The sequence below is a fragment of the Streptomyces sp. 17_S59 genome, assembly GCF_056930295.1.
In genome coordinates, this window is the sequence record NZ_JBXOWD010000002.1 from 22,957 (window position 1) to 43,610 (window position 20,654).

General features: G+C 70.7%; 30 protein-coding genes. 27 read left to right on the forward strand and 3 right to left on the reverse strand.

Going from position 1 to position 20,654, the window contains the following annotated elements:
- Positions 1-3 precede the first annotated feature (3 nt).
- From AC1Z4A_RS32530 to AC1Z4A_RS32540, 3 genes are all read right to left on the reverse strand, one after another.
- On the reverse strand, positions 4-576 hold the full coding sequence (locus AC1Z4A_RS32530; protein WP_483683824.1) for a phosphotransferase-like protein: 573 nt from the start codon (positions 574-576) through the stop codon (positions 4-6).
- Entirely contained in the window at positions 573-1,625 is a 1,053-nt protein-coding gene (locus AC1Z4A_RS32535) for an AAA family ATPase (RefSeq protein ID WP_483683825.1), read from the reverse strand. The genes AC1Z4A_RS32530 and AC1Z4A_RS32535 overlap by 4 nt, the downstream gene beginning before the upstream one ends.
- A 505-nt stretch (positions 1,626-2,130) precedes the next feature.
- On the reverse strand, positions 2,131-2,889 hold the full coding sequence (locus AC1Z4A_RS32540) for a GntR family transcriptional regulator (RefSeq protein ID WP_483683826.1): 759 nt from the start codon (positions 2,887-2,889) through the stop codon (positions 2,131-2,133).
- 267 nt (positions 2,890-3,156) lie between these two features.
- On the opposite strand from AC1Z4A_RS32540, the gene AC1Z4A_RS32545 reads away from it, so the two are divergent.
- From AC1Z4A_RS32545 to AC1Z4A_RS32675, 27 genes are all read left to right on the forward strand, one after another.
- Entirely contained in the window at positions 3,157-3,615 is a 459-nt protein-coding gene (locus AC1Z4A_RS32545; protein ID WP_483683827.1) for a hypothetical protein, read from the forward strand.
- A gap of 595 nt (positions 3,616-4,210) precedes the next feature.
- Positions 4,211-4,420 carry a DUF5999 family protein gene (locus tag AC1Z4A_RS32550; RefSeq protein WP_483683828.1) on the forward strand — a complete coding sequence of 70 codons (210 nt, stop codon included), beginning with the start codon at positions 4,211-4,213 and terminating at the stop codon, positions 4,418-4,420.
- A gap of 51 nt (positions 4,421-4,471) precedes the next feature.
- Positions 4,472-4,729, forward strand: coding sequence for a WhiB family transcriptional regulator (locus AC1Z4A_RS32555; protein ID WP_483683829.1), 258 nt, complete (start codon positions 4,472-4,474; stop codon positions 4,727-4,729).
- Between the two features lie 262 nt (positions 4,730-4,991).
- Entirely contained in the window at positions 4,992-5,198 is a 207-nt protein-coding gene (locus AC1Z4A_RS32560) for a hypothetical protein (protein WP_483683830.1), read from the forward strand.
- Positions 5,199-5,306: 108 nt separating this feature from the next.
- On the forward strand, positions 5,307-5,759 hold the full coding sequence (locus AC1Z4A_RS32565; protein WP_483683831.1) for a hypothetical protein: 453 nt from the start codon (positions 5,307-5,309) through the stop codon (positions 5,757-5,759).
- A gap of 2 nt (positions 5,760-5,761) precedes the next feature.
- Positions 5,762-7,903: a hypothetical protein gene (locus AC1Z4A_RS32570; protein ID WP_483683832.1), complete on the forward strand. Its 2,142-nt coding sequence runs from the start codon at positions 5,762-5,764 to the stop codon at positions 7,901-7,903.
- A 164-nt stretch (positions 7,904-8,067) separates the two neighbouring features.
- A complete protein-coding gene (locus AC1Z4A_RS32575; RefSeq protein ID WP_483683833.1) occupies positions 8,068-9,534 on the forward strand; it encodes a hypothetical protein in 1,467 nt (488 codons plus the stop codon).
- Entirely contained in the window at positions 9,531-9,701 is a 171-nt protein-coding gene (locus AC1Z4A_RS32580; RefSeq protein ID WP_483683834.1) for a hypothetical protein, read from the forward strand. The genes AC1Z4A_RS32575 and AC1Z4A_RS32580 overlap by 4 nt, the downstream gene beginning before the upstream one ends.
- 140 nt (positions 9,702-9,841) lie before the next feature.
- The gene (locus AC1Z4A_RS32585; RefSeq protein ID WP_483683835.1) at positions 9,842-10,345 is read left to right on the forward strand and encodes a hypothetical protein; all 504 of its coding nucleotides are present in this window, start codon (positions 9,842-9,844) and stop codon (positions 10,343-10,345) included.
- Positions 10,329-10,760, forward strand: a complete 432-nt coding sequence (locus tag AC1Z4A_RS32590; RefSeq protein ID WP_483683836.1) for an RRQRL motif-containing zinc-binding protein — start codon at positions 10,329-10,331, stop codon at positions 10,758-10,760. Before AC1Z4A_RS32585 ends, AC1Z4A_RS32590 begins: the two co-directional genes overlap by 17 nt.
- A 148-nt stretch (positions 10,761-10,908) precedes the next feature.
- The gene (locus tag AC1Z4A_RS32595) at positions 10,909-11,508 is read left to right on the forward strand and encodes a hypothetical protein (RefSeq protein WP_483683837.1); all 600 of its coding nucleotides are present in this window, start codon (positions 10,909-10,911) and stop codon (positions 11,506-11,508) included.
- A gap of 15 nt (positions 11,509-11,523) precedes the next feature.
- On the forward strand, positions 11,524-12,180 hold the full coding sequence (locus AC1Z4A_RS32600) for a hypothetical protein (protein WP_483683838.1): 657 nt from the start codon (positions 11,524-11,526) through the stop codon (positions 12,178-12,180).
- A gap of 99 nt (positions 12,181-12,279) precedes the next feature.
- The gene (locus AC1Z4A_RS32605; RefSeq protein ID WP_483683839.1) at positions 12,280-12,744 is read left to right on the forward strand and encodes a Pycsar system effector family protein; all 465 of its coding nucleotides are present in this window, start codon (positions 12,280-12,282) and stop codon (positions 12,742-12,744) included.
- 110 nt (positions 12,745-12,854) lie between these two features.
- Positions 12,855-13,424 carry a hypothetical protein gene (locus AC1Z4A_RS32610; protein ID WP_483683840.1) on the forward strand — a complete coding sequence of 190 codons (570 nt, stop codon included), beginning with the start codon at positions 12,855-12,857 and terminating at the stop codon, positions 13,422-13,424.
- A 109-nt stretch (positions 13,425-13,533) separates the two neighbouring features.
- Positions 13,534-13,917 (forward strand): hypothetical protein, encoded by a 384-nt coding sequence (locus AC1Z4A_RS32615; RefSeq protein ID WP_483683841.1) that lies wholly within the window; start codon positions 13,534-13,536, stop codon positions 13,915-13,917.
- Positions 13,918-14,014: 97 nt separating this feature from the next.
- Positions 14,015-14,695 (forward strand): hypothetical protein, encoded by a 681-nt coding sequence (locus AC1Z4A_RS32620; RefSeq protein WP_483683842.1) that lies wholly within the window; start codon positions 14,015-14,017, stop codon positions 14,693-14,695.
- Positions 14,696-14,783: 88 nt separating this feature from the next.
- On the forward strand, positions 14,784-15,404 hold the full coding sequence (locus tag AC1Z4A_RS32625) for a hypothetical protein (protein WP_483683843.1): 621 nt from the start codon (positions 14,784-14,786) through the stop codon (positions 15,402-15,404).
- A gap of 83 nt (positions 15,405-15,487) precedes the next feature.
- Positions 15,488-15,808 (forward strand): hypothetical protein, encoded by a 321-nt coding sequence (locus tag AC1Z4A_RS32630; RefSeq protein WP_483683844.1) that lies wholly within the window; start codon positions 15,488-15,490, stop codon positions 15,806-15,808.
- Between the two features lie 83 nt (positions 15,809-15,891).
- On the forward strand, positions 15,892-16,386 hold the full coding sequence (locus AC1Z4A_RS32635) for an AAA family ATPase (protein WP_483683845.1): 495 nt from the start codon (positions 15,892-15,894) through the stop codon (positions 16,384-16,386).
- Positions 16,383-17,054, forward strand: coding sequence for a 2'-5' RNA ligase family protein (locus tag AC1Z4A_RS32640; RefSeq protein WP_483683846.1), 672 nt, complete (start codon positions 16,383-16,385; stop codon positions 17,052-17,054). The genes AC1Z4A_RS32635 and AC1Z4A_RS32640 overlap by 4 nt, the downstream gene beginning before the upstream one ends.
- Complete coding sequence (locus AC1Z4A_RS32645; RefSeq protein WP_483683847.1) at positions 17,051-17,254, forward strand: hypothetical protein; 204 nt, start codon at positions 17,051-17,053, stop codon at positions 17,252-17,254. The genes AC1Z4A_RS32640 and AC1Z4A_RS32645 overlap by 4 nt, the downstream gene beginning before the upstream one ends.
- 40 nt (positions 17,255-17,294) lie before the next feature.
- On the forward strand, positions 17,295-18,059 hold the full coding sequence (locus tag AC1Z4A_RS32650) for a hypothetical protein (RefSeq protein ID WP_483683848.1): 765 nt from the start codon (positions 17,295-17,297) through the stop codon (positions 18,057-18,059).
- Between the two features lie 99 nt (positions 18,060-18,158).
- Positions 18,159-18,605 carry a hypothetical protein gene (locus tag AC1Z4A_RS32655; RefSeq protein ID WP_483683849.1) on the forward strand — a complete coding sequence of 149 codons (447 nt, stop codon included), beginning with the start codon at positions 18,159-18,161 and terminating at the stop codon, positions 18,603-18,605.
- A gap of 88 nt (positions 18,606-18,693) precedes the next feature.
- Positions 18,694-18,999: a hypothetical protein gene (locus AC1Z4A_RS32660; RefSeq protein ID WP_483683850.1), complete on the forward strand. Its 306-nt coding sequence runs from the start codon at positions 18,694-18,696 to the stop codon at positions 18,997-18,999.
- Positions 19,000-19,090: 91 nt separating this feature from the next.
- A complete protein-coding gene (locus tag AC1Z4A_RS32665) occupies positions 19,091-19,768 on the forward strand; it encodes a GGDEF domain-containing protein (protein ID WP_483683851.1) in 678 nt (225 codons plus the stop codon).
- Positions 19,765-20,202 carry an ASCH domain-containing protein gene (locus tag AC1Z4A_RS32670; protein WP_483683852.1) on the forward strand — a complete coding sequence of 146 codons (438 nt, stop codon included), beginning with the start codon at positions 19,765-19,767 and terminating at the stop codon, positions 20,200-20,202. The genes AC1Z4A_RS32665 and AC1Z4A_RS32670 overlap by 4 nt, the downstream gene beginning before the upstream one ends.
- Entirely contained in the window at positions 20,199-20,423 is a 225-nt protein-coding gene (locus AC1Z4A_RS32675) for a hypothetical protein (protein ID WP_483683853.1), read from the forward strand. Before AC1Z4A_RS32670 ends, AC1Z4A_RS32675 begins: the two co-directional genes overlap by 4 nt.
- Positions 20,424-20,654: the final 231 nt, after the last annotated feature.

Below are 20,654 nucleotides of genomic sequence, written 5' to 3' on the forward strand. Positions count from 1 at the left end.
CGTTCATGCCGTCGCTGCTCCCGCCCGCCGGGCCAGCAACTGGTCGATGAGCCGGGCCGACTCCGTCGGCGCCGCCGCCGTCGTGTCCACGGTGAGGTCCCAGACCATGTCCGGGTGCGCGTCCAGGTCCTCGCGGGTTGCCTCCCACGCCGCCAGACGCGTTGCGGTGTCGGTGTCCCCCCGGCCCGCAGACCGCTGTGCGGTCACCTCCTGCGGGCACCACAACAGCACCACCGCCCAGTCGGCCGCGTAGCCGTCGACGAGCGCGCGGATGCCGTCTATTTGCCCGAGATGTACCACCGGGATCCCGGCCGCGAATGCGGCGTCCATGCCCGGCCGGTCGATGACGTACGTGTTGCCGTACCTCGAGTTCGCGTAGATGACGTCGCCTGCCGCCTCGAGGTCGGCCAGCTGCTGGACCGTGCCCATCCGGTAGCCGGTGGTCTTCCCGGAGCCCACCTTCAGGCGCTGGAACAGGGCGTAGCGGCCGTCGGCTTGGGCCAGGGCGCGGGTGACGGTGTCCTTGCCGGCGGCGGGCGGGCCGTACAGGATCACGCCGGTAGGCGGAGTGGTCATGCGTACATCCTTCCGAGGGCGAGTTTGGCCTGGTCGGTCAGGCTCACTGCAGAGCCCAGCCGGTTGTCAACGACGAAGTGGTCGGCCTTCGGCGCGAAGTCGGGATCGACGCCCTTGACGTACTCGTCCCAGTTCGCCAGCTTCCACGAATCCCTGGCCGCGCTGCGGAAGGTGATGTACTCCTTCATGCTGTCGTGATCGCACTTCACCCAGATCACGACCATCTCCGCACCGAACGACCGGCACCGGTTGGTCATCCGCTGGAGCCAGGCAACGTCGGAGAACTCGCGCAGGAACGGCGCGTCCAACACCGTGGAGATCCCGGCCTTGATGTTGTCGAACGCCGACTCCATCAGGCACTGGTACTCCGCATCCCGCGCCCTCTCCAAGTACAAGGGGGTGTGCCGGTCGTGCGGGTCGCCGCCGTGCGCGATCAGCAGAGCTTCCACCAGCGGCCGGGTGAGGCTGTCCTTGTCCAGCCGCGGCCACCCGGTCAGATACGAGAGGAAATCCGCGAGCTCCGACTTCCCGCTGCCCGCGTACCCGCCGACCAGCACGAGGTGGGGCCGATGCGGATCACCGCCAGTGTGCCGTCGGCGCCACGCGTCCAGGATCCGGTGACGCAGGCCGTGGTGGTCGACCTGCCCGCCTGGTGCGATCTGCAGCAGGGCCGACTCCACCGCCAGGACGTGAGCCCCCGTCACCGTGTCGTTCTGCGGCGTCAGGCCAGGCAGCTGCGGCTGCTCCTCGTGTGGCAGCCGATTGCGGAACCCCAGCTCCCACGGCGTCGCGTTGAAGAGCAAGCAGTACGCCCGCTGGTAGTGCGGGTTGGGGTACGCCTTCCCCGCTTCGTGGTTGGAGATCGTCTGGAAGTTCGCCTGGAGCAGCGCGCCGGTGCTGGTCCGGATCTTCGCCACCTCAGCGATGCTCCGCAACTGTTCGCCGGCGGCCTCCAGCGTCAGGCCGTGCGCCTTACGGTGTTTCTGGAGTGCTCCCGGCACCCAGCCAGGGTGTTCCTTTGCCACTTCCTGTCCGCCGATCGTCTCCATGTCCCGGAGGCTAGGGCTGCCTCGCGGGATGTCGGTATCACTGCCGAGTTGAAGAGTTCGTTGAAAACGTGTCCTGAGCTGCACTGATGCCCTTGAGTGAAGTGCAGCATAGAGGGGGAATCCGTCAGTTCAGGCCGCAGCCGAGGCGGCGCCGTGGTGGTGCGCGAGGGCGGCTTGGGCTCCTGACCTGGCCCTACAGCTGATGCCGTCCCGCCATCAGCTGCTTCTTCTGTCCCCACACGCGATTTCAATGAGCAACACCACCGCGTGAAAACCGGGTTGAAGCAGACCCGATGCGCATCGTGATACCTCCGCATCTCGAACCCCGATTGAGTTGTCGCACCCAAAACCGCAGCTCGAAGGGGGGTCTTCCATGCGCTGTCGCTCATCACAGCCACTGAACTCGCCCTACGGGTCGCCCTGGTTCGCGACTTCGTGGCACGGCACGACCTCGAGCCCGCGGTCGAGGAACTGGGGGACGCTGCATGGTCGGCAGATCGCATCGTCAGGCTTCGAATTCGTAGTCCAGAACGTACGCGGCCGAGTCCATCGTCATCTCATTGACCTCGACCGCTCGTCCCTCGGCGTCGAGCGCAGTGCGCGCCAGCTTGATCACAGCACGATCGGTCGGGATGGACAGCCGGGTCGCCTCCTCGGTGGAGGGCATCCGCACGCGGATCTCCTCGCGGAACCGTGTGGGGGCGTGTCCGAGGTCGGCGAGTCGGGCGTAGATCCCGCCGGGACCGGGGTCGGCCTCCGCGATAGCGGATCCTTCCACAAGGGCTTGCGGGAGGTAGGACGCGGCGAGCATGACCGGCCGACCCTCCATCACATATCGGCGGCTGCGTACGCAGACAGGGTCGTCGGCTCCGAGTCCCAACACGTGGGCGATGTGCTGAGGTGGGATGGCGCCCTGCGTGACGGTGACCTGGTCAACGTCTGGTGCGCGGTCGTCATCGGCCTCCCATATCGCCTTGCCGCTCCCCCATTGAGCGCGGGCCAGTCGGGGAATGCCGCGGCGGCGGATCGGGCGGAACGTGACGACGCGAGCGCCGGCTCCCTTCCTTGTCTCTACCAAGCCCTCGGTACGCAGGATCTTCAATGCCTGACGGGCAGTCAGGACGGCGACCTCGTACTGCGCGGCGAGCGCACTCTCCCCGGGCAGACGATCACCGGGCCCGTACTCACCGGATGCGATTGCTGCCCGCAGGTCATCAGCGATGCGCTGGTATTTGGGTCGCTTCGTACCCGTGTCACTCGCCATACGTCTCCCTACCTCGTTAGCGATCCTACGGCCGCTGGCTATCGAGGCACAGGTAAGGGCGCCTTGATCCGAGCGGGAGTCGCCACCGGCCGAGCGTACCTCGTTAACGTAGCCCTTGACATCGCTAACGAGGATCGCTGTACTGATGATGCACCGAACCTCGTTAACGAGGTGAGTGCAGAGGCGCCGAAAAGGTGCTGCTTCGCCCTGCCCAACCGCTATCGGGACGCCTCCCGAGATCTTCACTTCCGAGAGGAGCACCACCTCATGACCGCGATCTCTGCCCCTGCCGACGGCCTCTCCGAGACCTTCGATGCCGAGACCCTTGCTCTCCTGGACGCCATCGAGGTGGACCTCCCGGAGTTCGGCGACGTGGACCTGGACGTCGTGTTCGGCACGCCGCTGGAGATGTACGAGTTCGTCACCCCGGGAGAGTTGGCCCGCTTCGAGGCTGCGGCCGGTCCGAGGGGCGGCCGCACCGGGGCGCAGGACGAGGTCGTCGCCGAGTTCGCCGCGCGGAAGGCCGCGGCCCGGGACATCGTCGCGGCCGACCCGTCGATCACCGAACGGGTCCGCGAGCGCCTGCTGGAGGCCCTGGAGCCCTCGATCGCCGCGTGGATCCGCCAGGAGCTGATGGGCGCGGCCTGCTCCGTCGGTGCGCAGCTCCTCCGCCCGGCCCCCACCTCCTCCACCCCTGACTCCGAGCTGATGCCGCTCGCCGCCTGACCTGCCGGGTCTTCGGACCCGGCTCCTTCACCCGGAACCGCCATCAGCGGTGCCGGCTGTGGGAGCCGGACCTTCGGCACCTGATACCGCCCGGCCGAACGCGAACGCGATCGCGGGAGGCAGGAAGCGGCCGTTCCTTGAGAACTCAACAGCGTGATCCACCACCGCAGTACCGCCCGTGACCACACCGGCCGGGGTGAGTGGAAACCCGTCGCGAGGCGCCATTACCGCTGGTGGTGGCAGCCGACACGTGCACCGACACCGCAGGGCTCATTGCTGCGGGAGAGCGCGGAGGGTCGACACCCTCGCGACGTTAAAGAACGACGCGGCATACCTTGCACCGCCCTTGCCCGCCCGGACGGATCTCCCGGAGGGCCCGCGGTCCGCGTCTCGACGAGATCCGGCACCCCGCACACCGGGGTGCCGCGCACCCCAAGTACTTGCAGCCCTCGCGCTGCCCAGTCGTCACCGGCCCGCCGCGAGCGGTCCGGTGACGGTGGAGAGCGCGCAGGACCCACCGCTCTGGCCGAACGGCGCACAGGCGCGACCCGCCGGATCGGCTCACCGCTTCCACCTCGATGAGGAGGACCGTCCCATGGCCTGTCAGCACCAACCGCCGTGCCCGTCCGCGGACAGCCCGGACCGCGAGGCCGCCCACGTCGTGGCGAGCCACCCCGAGCAGGGCTGGAGCCTGCTGTGCAACGCCGTCGTGCTCTTCGAGGACACCGGCGAGCTGCTCCCCAACGGCCAGATCATCGCCCCGCACCGGCCGCTGACCAGCGAGCACATCGCCGCGGCCGCCTGAGCTTTCGCCCACCCCGGCCCGTCGGCCACTCATGCCCTGGAAGGAGTCCGAATGGACTGGCGCCACAACGCGGTCTGCCGCGAAGAGGACCCCGAACTGTTCTTCCCCATCGGAGACACCGGCCCGGCGTTGCTGCAGATCGAAGAGGCCAAGGCCGTCTGCCGCCGCTGCCCCGTCATGGAGCAGTGCCTGCAGTGGGCCCTGGAGTCCGGGCAGGACTCCGGCGTCTGGGGCGGTCTGTCCGAGGGCGAGCGGCGCGCGATGAAGCGCCGCGCCGCCCGCAACCGGGCGCGCAACGCGACCGCCTGAACCCGGACAGCTCTCGGAAGGAGACACCGTGCGCTGCGTCTACCTGCTCGGCATGTCCAGCCCGCTCGTCGTGCTCGCCGCGGTCCTGCTGACCCGCTGAACGAGCCCTGCTCCCCCGGCACTTCCTGCGTTGCCCAGTCGCCACCGGCCCGCCTTCGAGCCGTCCGGTGGCGGTGGAGAGCGAAGGAAGCCCTCTTCCCCGCTCGCCTCGGCCCTCGCGGCTGGAGAGCACCTTCCCCGACTCCCCGTCCTTGGAGGACCCGTGATCGCCCTGCCCCTCTTCCTGCTCGCCGGCGGCGCCCTCTGGTTGTTCTGGCGGGCCGACATGCGCGCCGGAATCCTGCTCGCCGCGCTGGTCTGCGGCTACGCCCTGGCGTCCTCCCCGCTCGCCGGGGCGCTGAACAACATCGGCACCGGCGTCGCCTCCGCGGTGCAGCACGCCGGAAACGGCCAGGCCAGCACCAGGTGACCCGCCGCCTGCCCGTGGCCCCGGGCCCCGGCCCGGGACTCGCGGGGAGGTGACAGAGCCCCCGCCCGCACCACCCCCTCGCCCTCTTCGAGGAAGGACACCACGTTCATGAGCGACGGCGACACGGTCGGCTCGAACCTCGGCCAGCTCATCAAGCAGCTGGACGCCATCGAGTTCCGCACCGACCGCGACCTCTACAACTACGCCCGCATCCTGCGCGCCATCGGCTTCGAGCTGTACATGCGGATCGGGATGGACGCCGACATGGTCAGCGCGATCCTGTCCCAGTACAAGGGCAAGTGGTACACGTTCGGCGCCCAGAGCAAGATCCGCGCGAAGCTCGTCAGCGGCCACCTGCGGGCCGGGTCCACCGCCGCGAAGGTCCTGGGCCTGTCCGGCGTGAAGATGTACGCCTCCTTCGTCAAGCACTTCATCAAGCCCGAACAGGAGGCCGAAGCCCAGGCCCGCAAGGGCAAGGGGGCGAAGAAGCCCGGGTTCTCCATCGGTGACAAGCCGTCGGACAGCGCCGGCAAGCCCGGCGAAGCAGGAAAGGCCGCCTGACCATGGCACGCCGCATCTCGAAGTCGAAGACGATCGACACCCGCACCGAGGAAGAGCAGCAGCAGGACAGGGCCCGGCGTCTCCGCTACGCCGGGCCCTGGGCAGTCACCGCCCTCGGACCCGTCCTGGTGGAAGGCGCCCACCTGGCCACCGCCGGGAACCCGGCCGCCCTCGCCCTGGCCACCCTGGGCATCGCGGGCACCGGCACCGCGCTGTGCAAGTTCCTGACCCACCTGGACGCCAAGGCCAAGCGGGACAAGGACACCGTCCGCCTCCACCAGGTCAACACGGTCGCGGTGACGGCCGCGGCGACGCTGGGCACCATCACCGGGCTCGGCACCGTGCAGACCGCCAGTGCCTGGGCGCTCGGCGGCATCGGCCTGTCGCTGGCCAACAACCTCTGGAGCAGCTTCCACAAGAAGAGCTCCGAGAAGGGCGCCTCCCGGTGGGAGAAGCTGGAGACGGAGATCGGCCTGGCCAAGCACGAGCTGAGGGAAGCCCAGTCCAACGGCAAGGGCACCGTGATCGCCACGGTGGAGGCCAAGGACGGCGCGACCGCCGAGGACCTGGCCCGCAGGATCCCCGCCATGGCGGCCGCCATGAAGATCGGCAAGGGACGCATCACCCACACCGTGGACGATGACGACTCCTCCCTGGTCACCATGCGCGTCCAGGTCGCCGACCTCCTCAAGGAGGGCTTCCCCTGGCGTGGACCGTCCGCGTTCGGCGCGTCCATCGGCGACGTCCCGATCCGCACCGGCCGCTACGAGGACGGCGAGGACCTCCTGCTCAACCTCACCGGCCAGCTGCGCGACCCGGGCCCGCTGTCCAACGGCAACGTCGAGCACGCCATCGCGATGGGCGTGAACGGTGCCGGGAAGACCCAGGGCAACCAGCTCATCGTCACCGAGTGCGCGACGCGCACCGAGGTGTCCGTGATCGTGATCGACTGCTCGAAGTTCCAGCAGGACTTCGGGCACGTCCGGCACGGCATCGAGTGGCCGATCGACAAGAAGGACGCCGCCCGCCGGTTCTTCAAGGTGTTGCCCAACGCGATCGAGAAGCGCACCGACTTCCTCGCCGCCAAGGGCCTGTCGAAGTGGGAACCCGGCTGCGGCCTGAACTTCCTCGTCGTCATCGGTGAGGAGGCCGCGGACTTCGCCGCCGACAACGAGCACTACCAGAAGATCCTGCGCACGGCGCGCGCCGCCGGCATCTGGATCCTGACGTCCATTCAGCGCGCCACCCACAACAACATGGACACCGACTCCCGCGCCAACAGCCCCGCCGGGCTGTGCTTCGGCCTGCGCGACGGCGCGGACGCCCAGTACTGCCTGCCGGACGAGGCGATCGACGCCGGCGCCTGGCCGCAGTGGGGCAACCGCAAGCCCGGCTACCACTACGCCGCGGGCCTGGGCATCCCGGAGGACCGGTGGCACGTCACCGCCCGCACCGAACTGGCCAGCAAGCACGACATGGCCGATGCCATCACCGCGGGCGCCTCGGTCCGCACCCCACTGGACGCGATCACGGCCGCCGCGTTCGGCGACCTGTACACGAACCGCACCACGTACGACGCCCCCCTGCTGCCCAAGGAGGAGGGAGACGACAGCACCCCGCAGCAGGCGGCCCCGGCCCCCACCGCCGTGGAGGCCGCCCCGGCCGCCCCGACGGTGCCGGTCTACTCCGGGCCGCCCGACATCGAGGAGATCGAGGACGTGGACGCGGACACCATGGCGCGCGAAGTCGAGGAGCTCAACGAGATGCTGCAGAACGTGCTCGAGGAGGACCCCGAGCCCGGCGCGTACGACCACCTGCGCATCGAGGACGAGGTCGAGCCCCCCGCCGACGACCAGCCGGTCTTCGAGCTGGGCGGCGACGGCGAGAAGCTCACCAGCGAGCAGGGCCGCCAGGCCCTCTACGACCGGCTCGACCAGTGGGTACGCGAAGGCAAACACTCCTTCGCCCCCAAGGAGGTCACCGACATCCTCCTCCAGCTCGAACTCCGCGACTCCAAGCGCTGGTTCTACCGTGAGCGCGACCGCCTCGTCGAGGCCGGGGTGATCTCCGAGGACGAGTCCGAGGAGGGCTTCGGCAAGTACGACATCCTCCGCTCCCCCCTCTCCGGAAACAACGGAGAGTAGTCAAAATCGGGTGCGCACGGTGCGCCGCATCGTGCACCGTGCGCACCCGCCCCTTCCCCAGGTAGAGACCTCGCACCTTCGCGCGCACCGTCCGATGCATACCTGTTTGTCCCTCGCGCACGGTGCGCGCCGCACCTGCGCGCACCTTACGGAAGGTAGTCAAAATGAGTGCCCCGACCGTCCCCCGACCGACGACGGCCGACCCGCCCGCCAAGCCCGCTCCCCGGACCGTCACCCGGGCCGAACGCGACGCCGCCCAGGCGGACATCGAGAAAATCAAGGAGCTCAACGGCCGGCTCACCACCATCCTGGTGACCCTCGGACTGGGCGCCCTGACATTCACCTGTGTGAATGTGACCCGCTTCGCGATGAGGCACGACGTCCCCTGGTTCGTCGCCTGGATGCTGGACCCGCTGGCCTCACTGGCCCTGGTCACGGTCCTGTACGTCGACGGCATCCTCGCCACGGACGCCGACTACAGGCCCGGGATGTGGCCGTTCCTGCTCCGCTGGACCGCGGGCATGGGCACCTGGATCATGAACTGCTGGACGTCGCTCTACCCGGACGGCCACTTCCACCTGATCCCGCAGCACCCGGACGCCGGCGGCATCCTGCTGCACTCCATCGCTCCCCTGCTGCTGATCCTGTTCGCCGAAGCGGCGACCAAATACCGCGGCCACCACTTCGTCAAGCGCCTCGCGAAGAACGAGAAGATCGTCGAGGACTACAAGCGGCAGCAGGATCTCGCGGCACAACGCGAGCGCGACGAACGCCGCGCGAAGGAACGCGAGGCCGCAGAACGCGAGCGGGAACGCGAACAGCGAGCGGCTCAGCGCGCAGAACGCGAGGAAAACGCGAGGCTCGAACGCGAGCGCCGCGCAGCAGAAAACGAGGCAGCCGAGCAGGCCCGCCGGGCAGAAATCGAGGCGGAGCGCGAGCGGGTCCACCTGGCCGAGCGCACCGCAGAAATCGAGGCCCAGCGCCGTCGCGCGGCGGCGGAGATCGAGGCCAAACAGCGCCGCGAGCAGTGGGAGCTGGAGCAGGCCGACCGCGACCGGGAAGCCGCCCGACAGGCCGAGATCACCCAGGCCCAAGCCCAGGCAGAGGCCCTGCGCAAGCAGGCCGAGGCCGACGCGGAGGCCAGGCGGATCCAGGCCGAGGCCGAGGCCCGCGCCCTGGAGGAAGCCGAAAAGATCAAGCGGCAGCGCGCCCTGGAGCGGGCTGCCGCGAAGGGCCGCACCGCCTCGGAAAACGGAGGGCGCAACGGCGGCGGCCGCGCCTCGATTTCTGCGGGCCGTGCCTCGGAAAACGACTCGGAAAACGGGGCTGCGCTCGTCGCGGTCCCGGCCCTGACCGCCTCGGAGAGCGAGGGACGCGTCCCTCGCGAAGTGCGCGCGAAGCAGCGTGACGAAGCCGAGCGGTACATCGCGAAGTGCTTCTTGTCCGGCCTCACGCCCGACCTCGAGGGGCTCGCGCAGAACTACGGCAAGGGCGAGACGTGGGTCGGAGACCGTGTCCGCACCGCAAAGCAACGCCTCGCGGAGGAGGACGGATTCGAGTCCTCGGTGATCGAGGACGCGCTGGACGGCTTCACCGACGACGCAGCAGACGATGCGGCAGGCGCGGCATGAGCCACGAACCCGAAGAGGAGAAGAACACCGTGGAGTTCACGTTCGACTTCACCGAGCAGCAGCAGGAGCCGATCGAGCTGCTGCACGCGGCCGGCCCCGCGCACCCGCCGATGATCCTGGCCCGCAACGAACCGCTGATGCCGGTCCGCTACCAGCCGCTCGACTGAACCGCCAGCGCTTCGACGGCTCCACTGGCCCCCGAGATGAGGAAAGCACCTCGGGGGCCGGTGAAGAGGCCGAAGCCTCCCCGGGCGATCTCACGCCACATGACACGCCCGAGCTCCCCATCACGAGGAGGATCACCATCATGCCGTCCCACGGCGAGCAGCCCCAGCCCCTCTACCACCCGGTACCGCTGCCGCCCCCCTACGGGCAGGTGCCCGCTGCGCACCAGGGACAGCACGTCGTCCCGCTCCCCCCGGGCACGGTCGTCTACCCGCCGACCGCCGGCATCGAGGGCGTGGTCGTCGTCCCCGGCCCGGCCGGGCAGCAGACCGCCTACTACACCCCGCCCCCCGCCCCGGCCCCGCAGCCGCTCGTCTCCCCGATCCTGGTGAAGGCCGCCCTGGTCGCGTTCATCCTCGGCGTCGGCGGCCTCGGCATCTGGTTCCTGGCCACCGCCCTGGCGCAGCTGGTCCACGCCCTCATCACGCTCGGGCTCATCGCCCTCGCGGGCCTCGGCGGCATCGTGCTGCTGAAGATGCTCAGCACCGGCTCCGGCGGCGGCACCCACGTCAACGTCCAAGCCCGCGGCCGCGCCAAGGTGCAGATCCACACCGGGCGCGGACACAACCGTGGCCGCCGCCGCTGAACCCACGTCCCCGCCGGCCGTCCGGGACATCGACGTCTACGCCACCGCCTCCGGCACCCTCCCCGTCTACCGCTGGCGCCAGGCCCCACCCGGCCTGGCCACCAGACGCCAACTGCGGGAACGCCGCCTCCGGCCCGGCGGCCAGGACCCGGTCGCCGTCATCGCATGCCGCGGCGGCAAGCGCACGGCCTGGCTGTACGAGATCGCCAAGGCCAAACCGATACGCCCGATGACCTTCGCCAAGGAGGAAGCGCTCGACAAAGCGATGGAAGCCCGGCAGCGGTGCCCCCAGTGCCGCCGACGCTACGTCCACTGCCTCCCGCTGCGCACCCTCGGCAGCTGCCTCGAGTGCCACGACGGCACCCCGGCCCCGCGCAACACCTACACACCGCCGCACGCCGTGCCCCCTGCCTGAGCCCCGCCTGACCGGTCCTGGCGGCTGCCTGATCCACCCGTACCGCCCTCGCTGGGCCGGGTGGTGACAGGGAGCCGGACAGCCCGTCCGCCCCGCGCACAAGCACCTCGTCCGTGTCGCCGTCGAACACCACGAAGGAGACGCCCCGGTGAGCGAGCCCACCGAACCCCGCGAGCCCGAACCGCCCATCCCGCCGCTGGAGACCATCGCCGACAACGACCGTCAGCCGCCACCCCGCAAGACCCCCACGGCGCCGTCCTACCCCGCCCCGATACGAACCCGCGACGACATCCCGCCCGGCGCCATCGCCGTCGGCGCCCTCCTCGGCATCATCGCCGTGATCTTCGCCCTGACCTGGGGCGTTCCGAAGGCCATCGACTGGTATCACCACCAGGACTGGCACTGGGCCACCCAGTGCACCGCGACCATCGCCAACCCCGTCCACCACTACCTCGCCGCGCACACCACCGGTCTCCCGCTGACGGCCTCCAGCGCGTTCGCCATCTGGCAGGGCGTCGGCGCCATCTCCCTCGCCCTGTCCTGGATCACCCGCGCCGCCGGCGCCCGGCTGACCTGGACCGTGCACGGCGCGGCCACCGTTTTCATGGTCTGGAACGCCTCCCCCGCGACCGGCCGCCCCGTCGCCGCCGCCCTGGCCGTCCTCGCCTGGACCATCGGCTCCCTCTTCGCGCTGCGCGGCCTGTCCCTGCGCCCGCTGATCTACATCCACAACCACCCCACCCGCTGAAAGGACGACGCCGCCATGCTCCGGATCATCACCGCGTCCCGCCTTGCTGAGCTGGACAACCTCGCCAGCGCCTTCCCCGATGTCCGGAGCAAGTGCGACGGCCTGGAGAACGACCTGGAGGCCGAACGCCGCCGCGCCCAGGGCTTGGTGCGCGAACTCTCCGAGGCCCAGGCGCAGTTTCAGCAGGAGCAGGAGGCCACCGCGCGCGCGTACGAGGACCGCTTCGCCACGGCCGGACGCTCCGCGCGGCTCGGCGAGCAGATGCTCAGCCATGCACAGGAGCGGGCGAACCGCATCGAGCGCCTGGCCGACGAAAAGGTCCGGGAGCTCAAGGGAGAGATCGAGCGGCTGAAGGCCAAGCTGGCCGCCAACCCGGTACCGAACCCGGAGGGCATCGTCGCACGCTTTCAGAACCTGGTCGGCGCCCCGGTCGACCTCACCTTGTACGTCAAGGACCTCGGCTCCGGCTACCCGCAGGTGGAGCTGCAGCTCGTCGTGCTGTGCGTCGGCTGCGGCTACACCGAGGACGTGACCCGCGAGACCTCCGACTGCCCTGAGTACCGCACGCAGTTCGTGAACAGCGACTACCCGTGCGGCAGGCTCAAGCACTTGGCGCAGAAGCACGCGGAGAAGTGCCGGGCCGTCGCGCTGCCCGTCCAGGCCACGGCCTGACCGGTCCTGGCGGCTGCCTGATCCACCCGTACCGCCGCGCGCGGGCCGGGTGGTGACGGGGAGCCGGACAGCCCGGCCCGCTTCAACCAGGAGTCGCCCGTGACCACCGCCACCGACCTCACCAGCACCAACCTGGACACCGCAGCTGCCACGGTCTCCAACGAGATCGCCCGCACCGACAGCAAGGCATCGCTGCTGCTGGCCTTCGACGGCGCGGTCCTCGCCGGACTCGCCAGCCTCGCCGACAAGAAACTGCCGCTGCCCGCCCAGATCATCGGCGGCACCGCGGTCCTCGCGTTCGTGGCCGCCGCCGTGCTGCTGCTCCTGGTCGTGCGGCCCAACCTCGGGGGCAAGGGGCGCGTCGTCCGCGAAGGCTTCCCGCACTGGGCCCAGTTACACGAGGACGACCTGGTCGCCGCCATGCACCAGGACACGCGCGCCACGCGGATCAAGTCGCTCGCCACCATCACCGTGGGCAAATACAAGCGCCTGACCTACGCGGTCGACACGATCCTCGCCGCGCTGGCCCTGCTGCTGGCCGCCGCCCTGGCCGTCCTCGCATGACCACCTGGCCGTACGCCGTCGCCCTTGCTCTCACCGCCATCGCAGCCGTCATCGTCACCCGCCGTGCCCACCCGGGCCGCACCCCCGACCACGACAAGGAGCGGTAGCCCATGGCCATCTCGCTGTTCACCCGCCCCCGCCCCGAGCCCGTCGAGCCGCCGGCCTTCGAGCCGTGGCCGGAGACCGGTGAGACCTGGAAGCCCGAGGGCGTCACCGTCGCCGAGCGCTACGCGAACCTGGCCGGCGCGGTCGTCCTCGTCTACAGCGCCGACCGCGACGGCTACCACCACGTGATCGCCTGCCTCGGCTGCCACCACCTGGCCAGCCGGGACAACGACCGCACCTACAACGCCCGCTACACGCTGCAGGCCGCGGCCAAGGCCGCCAACGACCACGCCTCCGCCTGTCGGGCGCTGCCTCGCGACATCCCGGCCCGGCCGGACGACGACGCCGCCCGCAACCTGCTGCACACGTGGGTGCTCGGCATACCGCGGCGGGTCGGGTCGCTCACTCTCCACCTCTACGACTTCGACGAGGAGCGCCTGAAACTCCAGCGCACGAACGCGTGGATCGAGAAGGAACTGCAGGGCCTCGCCGCTGAGCACCCCAACCTCCTGTCGGCCAAGCCCAGCGAGTACAGCTCCAGCACCGAGTTCACCCTCCTGGGCAAGCCGAACTGACCGGGCCGCTCTCCGTACGGCCCCGCCCGCCGCGCGCCGGCGGCCGGGACCGTGCGGTGTCCGCCCGGCCACCCCGGCCCGGCGACCGACCCTCCCACTGGAGGTCACCGTGCCCCTCACTCGCCGCTCCCTGATGGACATCGCCGCTGCCCGCTTCGGCTGGCGCCGTGCCTACGGCGAGACCACCCAGGTCGACGCCGTGCTCACCGAGCAGACCGAGACCGCCTACACCGAGGCCGCCGACCACACGGCCCTGGCCACCGCGAAGAACACCAGCGTGCTCGCCGTGCAGCCCGGCGTCCTGGGCGTCCGCGGCCGCGTCCTGGCCGACGTCCTCTACCTCGAGGGCCTGCTGGCCGGCGCCCGCAACCGGGGCCTCTCGCCGGAGCTCATCGAGCGCCTGGAGGACACCGTCGACCACGGCCACGAACTGACCGTGCTGCTCGCCGACACCGTCCGCACCACGGCCGCCGTCCACACCGCCGGCCGGTGAGGCGCCCGGGGCGGCCGCAGGCATGCGAACCCGGCCGCCCCGGAACACCAACCCCTCCCTCTCCAGCGCAACTGACAGACGAAGGAGCCACACCATCATGAACCAAGCCGCACGCCGCGCCGCCCTCATCGTCGCCGACGCCCTGACCGAAGGCGTCGACATGACCACGGTCCTGCTCGGCAGCGCTATCGGTGCCTGGGCGGGCTACACCTACTACCCCGAGACCTGGTCGGGCGACTGGCGGCTGGCCTTCACCGGGGCAGTCGCGGTCATCGGCGCCGTCGCCATCAACGGCCTCGCCGACGTCATCCTCGTCCCGGTGCGCCGCATGCTCAACAAGGCCCGCCGCACCAGCACCGGCCACACCGCCCCGCCGGCCCCGCTCACGCTGGACGCGGCCCTGGCGCAGGCCGCCGCGGCCACCGAAGACGACGCCGCCCACCGCGCTGCTTCGGCTGCCTTCCGGATCGACCAGGGCGAGAACTTCCTGCGGGACGAGGCCCGCTGGCGCGGCTACGAGGACGGCGAGGCCACCTTCTACCTCGCCCCCGGCATGGTCCTCCACCACCGCAGCACGCAGGGCAAGTACAGCAGCCGCAACCACCACTTCACGCTGCTGACCGGTGACACCGAGCAGCCGGTGGCCATCACCAGCGTGGAGCAGATCCGCCACCACCTCGCCGCTCACGCCGCCGGCTACCCGGTCGCCCAAGGGTCCACGAAGCCGGAGGCCGACGACGACGCGGTCGACGACCTCACCGGCCTGCACGCGGTCTGACGGACTGCCCGTGCCGCCCCGGCCCACCCCAGGCCGGGACGGCGCGGTGGTCAACCAGCCCTCCCACCCGCCCCGGAAGGCCCCGAACATGCGCAAGCCCCAGAAGAACGGCCGGCTGTCCATCGTCCGCGACGGCCTGTTCACCTCGCGCCGCCTGGCCGCCGACATCGCCGACACCGCACCCACCGCTCAGGAACTGGTCAGGGAACACTTCGGGCGGCGCCCGCTCACCGCCGTCGAGCTGGTGGTCACCTCCACCAACCGTCTCGCCCGCCTGGCCGCCATCGCGCAGGGCGCGGCCGCGGGCGTCCCCACCGAGGTCTGCATGAACAAGGTCCTCAGCTTCACCACCAAGCCGAACGACCTGTACTCCGCCACCGTGATCGCCCCGAAGAACACCATCCAGGTCCTGCTCAACGCCAAACGGCTGCACCGGCGGTCCCGCGAGATCGGCGCCACCCTCGTGTTCGCCTTCGTGGAAGTCGACCAACTGTGCCGCAAAGGCGCCCTCGAGCGCCGCATCGCCCTGACCAGGCACGAGATGGGCACCCACGTCCTGCCCAAGCACAAGGCCCGGCACCTGTACCAGATCGAGGCCGAGCTGGAAGCCGAGGCCGAGAAGGTCACCCACCAGATCGTCGGCAAAGTCATCCGGCAGAACCGGCAGGCCGAGGCCCAAGCCGCCCACGAGCTCCGAGACGCCGCCTGACGCACCGCCGAGCCGCCCCGACCCCGCTGGCCGGGGCGGCTCGGGGGCACGTCAGCCCGCCGTCACGATCCGCAGGAGGAACCATGCCCCGTCCCAAGACGCCGCGCCGTCCGAAGAACCAGCGCCCCGGCTGCAACCTCGTCGGCAACATCGACCTGGTGGAGACGGCGCTCATCACCGAGATGGCTGCGGCCGCCGCTCACCTTGCGCGCGCCACTAGGAGCGCCGACGGCCCGTACACCGAGATCCGTACCAGCGGTGGCCAGCCCGACCTGGCCCGGCACGCGGCCGACGTCCGGGCCGGAGCCGACCGGATCCGCGGCCTGCTGGACCGGATCACCGCCCCGTACGACCTGTCCGAGGCCGGAGCATCCGCCGCGCAGGACGACGCGCCCGCCGCCTGAGCATCCCCTCCTTACGCACGTCCCGCCCCCACGGCCCTGGCCACTCTGGCCGGGGCCGCTTTCGTTTCCCACGAAAGGATCTGATGGACCTGCTGACCCTTCCCGCCGGCGCTCTGTGCGCTTTGATCGGTCCCCCCGGTAGCGGCAAGTCCACCTTCGCCGCCCGTTACCCGCACACCTGGCGCGTGTGCCTGGATATCTACCGCGAGCTCGCCACCGACTCGGAGGCCGATCAGTCGGCCACGCCGGTGGCCGCCGAGATCCAGAACCTGCTCCTGGACGCACGGCTCTCCCGAGGATTGATCACGTTGGTGGACTCCACCAACGTCTTCTCGCATGTGAGGGCGGGGCTGCTGGCCCGCGCCCGCTACTGGCAGCGGCCCGCCGTGGCGGTCCTGTTCGACATGCCGCTGCACATGGTGGAGGCGCAGAACGCGGCCCGCGACCGCGTCGTGCCGACCCACGTGGTGCGCGACCTGCACCGGCAGCTCCCCACCGCCGCGCAACTGCGCAGCGAGGGCTTCCGCACGGTCCACCTCGCCTCCGAGCTCACCGAAGCCGTGGGAGCCCTGCGATGAGCGGGCCGTTCGTCACGGACTTCTTCGAGGCCGTCGAGTCGCGCCAGCACGCGTGGCCGGCAGGCCGCGCCGACCTGCACTGGCATCTGCTCTTCACGGAAACGATCGTCAACGAGACGCTGGTGAAGCCCTACCGGGCGATAACCCACCGCCCCGGGCTGGCGCCGGTTTCGGCACCGTGGGTGCACTGCACGGTGCTGCACGCCGGACCCGTCGACCAGTACCGCGACGGAGAACTCACCGCGATCACCGAGCGAGTCGCCAAGGAGTGCCAAAACCTCGACCCGTTCGACCTCGCCTTCGACCGGCCCACTGTCGGCACCGTTGCCATCGAATGCGCGGCCCGTCCCGGTGAACCCGCCCGTCAGCTATGGGAACTGACGGCCCAGGCCGACGCTGAGATCACCGGTGCCCGCTTCCCCCGGATCCCCGCCATCCACTACTACCCGCACCTCTCGCTCGCATATGGAACCGCAGCCCTGCACCGCCCCGAGCGCCGCGCGCTGAAGGCCGCGCTGTCGGACCACCCGGGCGAGCCGGTCGTACTGCGCGCCGAGCGCTTGAGTCTGGTCGCTCAGTTCCACGACCGGCGACACATCACGTGGACGCCGATCGCCGAAGTACCGCTCGGTGTGGGCGGCCGCACGACAGGCGGCCGCCCAGCATGAAGAAGCCACCCGCCTCCGGCACGCACCCCCACCCGCTCACCCCGGCCGACCTGCCGCCCGGCGACCAGTGGGCGCACGGCTGCCCGGACTGCCATCTCCCCATCCAGGGCGGAGCCGCCGGCCTCGCCGCGCACCGCCGCACCGTGCACACCAGCACGGGCGACCCGCGCATCCCGATCACCGTCCACCTCCAGCACTGAGCGGCCACTCAGGCCGCTCGACTCCCCTTCGGAGGACCGCATGGCACCCAGCACGAAACCCGTCGTCTGGTACATGGCCACTCCGGCCGACGGGACCGTCCAGCACAGCCGCGACGCCGGGACACCGGTCAGCCTCGCCGACGCCGGAGGCTCGGTCATCGACCACCCGAACCCCTGCAAGAACAAGTGGTACGACGAATCGGAGTTCTCCTACTTCCGCATGGTCAAGCGTGTCGGCGAGGCCCTGGAGGACACCGGGATCTGGCCCGTGACCTGGCCGGTCCGGCTGTGGATCGTGGAGCCGGTCGGCGACACCGGCAACTGGGGCGAGAAGCACTACCCGTACCGGCTCCTGGCGCACCGGGTACGGGTGGTGGAAGAGACCGACGCCTGGCAGGCTCTCGGCCGCCACGGCCGCGAGGTCCTGGAGATCATCGAGCAGCAGATCCCCGAGCGGGCCGCGCAGTGGGCCGCCGACTGGACGGCCGACCCGGAGGGCATGCGCGAGCGCCGGGAGACCTGGCGTCTGTGCACCAGCGGGCTTCGGGCACGGTCCCTGATCACTGACGCCGCCCGCGCACGGCGTGAGACGGCCGCTCTGGACTGGGGCGGGCGCCTCGCCTCCGCCGCCGCGGAGAAGGCTCTCGCCGACACCGGCATCGGCCAAGCGGCAATCAGCTACGCCTGCCACCGTGCCGGCGACCTCGTCCACGCTGTCCAACTCCAGGACCGCTGGAGCGCGTACGTGCTCGACACCCTGCGCGGCATCGACCTCGACAACCGCCCGGTCAACGCGACCGCGTAGGAACGCAAGTCCGACACCCGCCCTGCACCGCCTCCGTGCTGCCGCGGCCTGCCCGCCCGGCAGCACGGACGGCTGGACACGCTTCCGCGAAGGAGACCCGTGCCCGCCCCTGCCTTCCTTTCCGCTGTCCGTCAGCGGCTGCGGTGGATCCGCCGCAGCCGCTCCGCCGAGACCAAGCCCGTCGCCCCCGCCGTGCGGTTGGGCGACACCGAGGCGGTCCCGCTCCCCTACAACGACCCGTACTTCGGGCTGCTGCACTCCCTCTACGCGCTCCAGCACGACATCCAGCGCAGCCCGACAGCGGCCGAGACGGTCCACGCCTTCGTCGGTGCCCGCGTGCTGAAGACCGTCGATCAGCTGCTGCTCGAGCTCGAGATCCGGTTCACCACCGAGCAGGTGACGACCAGCCAGGCCCCCGAGTCCGACCCGGTGATCCGGGACCTGCGCACGGCGCGCGAGCACCTGCAGCACGTCGGCAGCGCGGTCATGGCCGCGGACGGCCGCCTCTACGACTGCGACGACGAACGCGGCCCCGTGACCTGGTGACCTGACGGACCACCGTGCCGCCCCGACTCTCTGACGGGGCCGGGGCGGCTGCGGTGACCCCTCAAGTACCAGAAAGGAGGTGGACGTCATGCCTTGGCCCATGTGGGAGGTGGACGTCCCCATCCAGCACATCACCGACACGGGCCGGTCCGTCGGCATCCACATCTTCACCGGACAGGCCGACAGCCCCAGCCATGCCCTCCGAGCCGCGCGCGACGCCTACGACAAGGCGCTGCTGCTGCACAGGGCGGGGCGAGAGATCCCCAGCACCTCGGGCTCCAGCAACTGGGGCGTTCGCGGGCTGCGGCCCGGCTGGGAGATCGACTGGTCGGCGGCGAAGGCCAAGCGCTGGGTCAACCCCGGCAACTTGCTGAGCACGCCGCCCGAGTTCTGAATTCGCCCCGGGACAGCCGCTCTGCTTGCCGGCTTCGACGGCTGCCCCGGGCCACCCATCCCGCATCACGACACGAGAGGGAGAAACCAGTATGGCCTCCATCGTGCGTCTCCCGGCCCCGACCGGACACATTGGCGCCATCCTCACGGCGGCCGCCATCCCGGCCGCCGGGTGGACCATCCACAGCGTCGTCTGGCACCGCCGCCTGACCGCCGCCCAGCGAGACCCGCTCACCGGCGCCCTGCGCCGCGACGGCTGGACCCTGCGCACGCAGCACCTCCTCGACCGGTACGGCGACGGCGTCGTGGTCGGCCTGGTTGACGTCGACCACTTCAAGGAGATCAACGACCGCCACGGGCACACCGTCGGCGACCTGGTGCTGGCAGCCACCGGCGCCCGGCTCTCCGCCTGGGCAGGCAGCCGCGGCGTTGTCGGCCGCCTCGGCGGGGACGAATTCGTCGTCGCCACCCGGATCGGCCGCAGCCGCCGCACCATCCGGCTCGACCAACTGGCCGACGTCCTGCGAGAGCCGGTGGCCATCGACGACGACCAGGCCGTCGACGTCGCCGCCTCGATCGGCGTAGCCGCGCCGGACGCCACCGGTACCCGCACGCTGTCCCAGCTGCTGCGCGCCGCCGACACCGCGATGTACGCGGGCAAGCACAGCGGGCGCGCCGTCCAGGCCGGCCCCCAGCACACCCAGGCACCGAGCATCAACGGCCGCCGCCTCGGCCGCCGCGGCACCCACACCCTGGGCAGGGCGGCATGATCTGGAACCCCGAGACCGTGCGGGGCCTGACCATCCGGCAGCCGTGGGCCACATGCATCGCCTACGGCTCGAAGCGCATCGAAAACCGCACCCAGCCCTGGTCATGGCGCGGCCCCCTGCTGATCCACACCAGTCTCACGGTCGAACGGGCGGCCCTGCGCAGGCCGCTGGTCGCCACCGCAGTACAGGGCCACCCGCTGGAGACCGGCGCCGTCATCGCCGTGGCCCGCCTGATCGGCGGTCACGACGACGACGGCCCGTGCACCCCATGGTCCGAACCCGGCCACCATCACCTGGTCCTCGCCGACATCCAGGCCCTCCCGCTGCCCGTGCCGTGCACCGGCGCCCTCGGCCTGTGGAAGCCCACGTCCGCCGTTCTGAGCCAGGCCCTCCTCCAGCTCCCCACACTCACCGATCCGGAGGCCGCCCCATGACCACCTTCACTACCACGGCAGCTGCGGCCCCCCGCCTGAGGGGCCAACACACCGACGCGCACCGGCTGTGCACCGGCTGCGAGGTCACCTGGGCGGGGCCGTCGCAGACATGCTGGTCCTGCGGCATCGCCGTCCCCCGCGCCTACACCCGAGTAGGGGCCCGGCGGGCACTCCTGCGCGCCATCAACCCCACCCGCTCGCTGTCCGGGGAGGACTGGTGAGCGGGGACAGGACCGGAACCCCCCAACCGCTCACAATGCTCGAGCCGGACCCGCGCATCCCCTCCCCGCCGCGCACCTGACCGGCACGCACCCGAACCGTCGCGCCGCCGAAGACAGACGACCGCTGGTGGTCCATCACCGTCCAGTGGGACGACGGCCGCACCACGAACCACTGCACCACCTGGGACGAGAACAACGACCGCGTCATCGGCCAGCCCGAGTAGCAGCGGC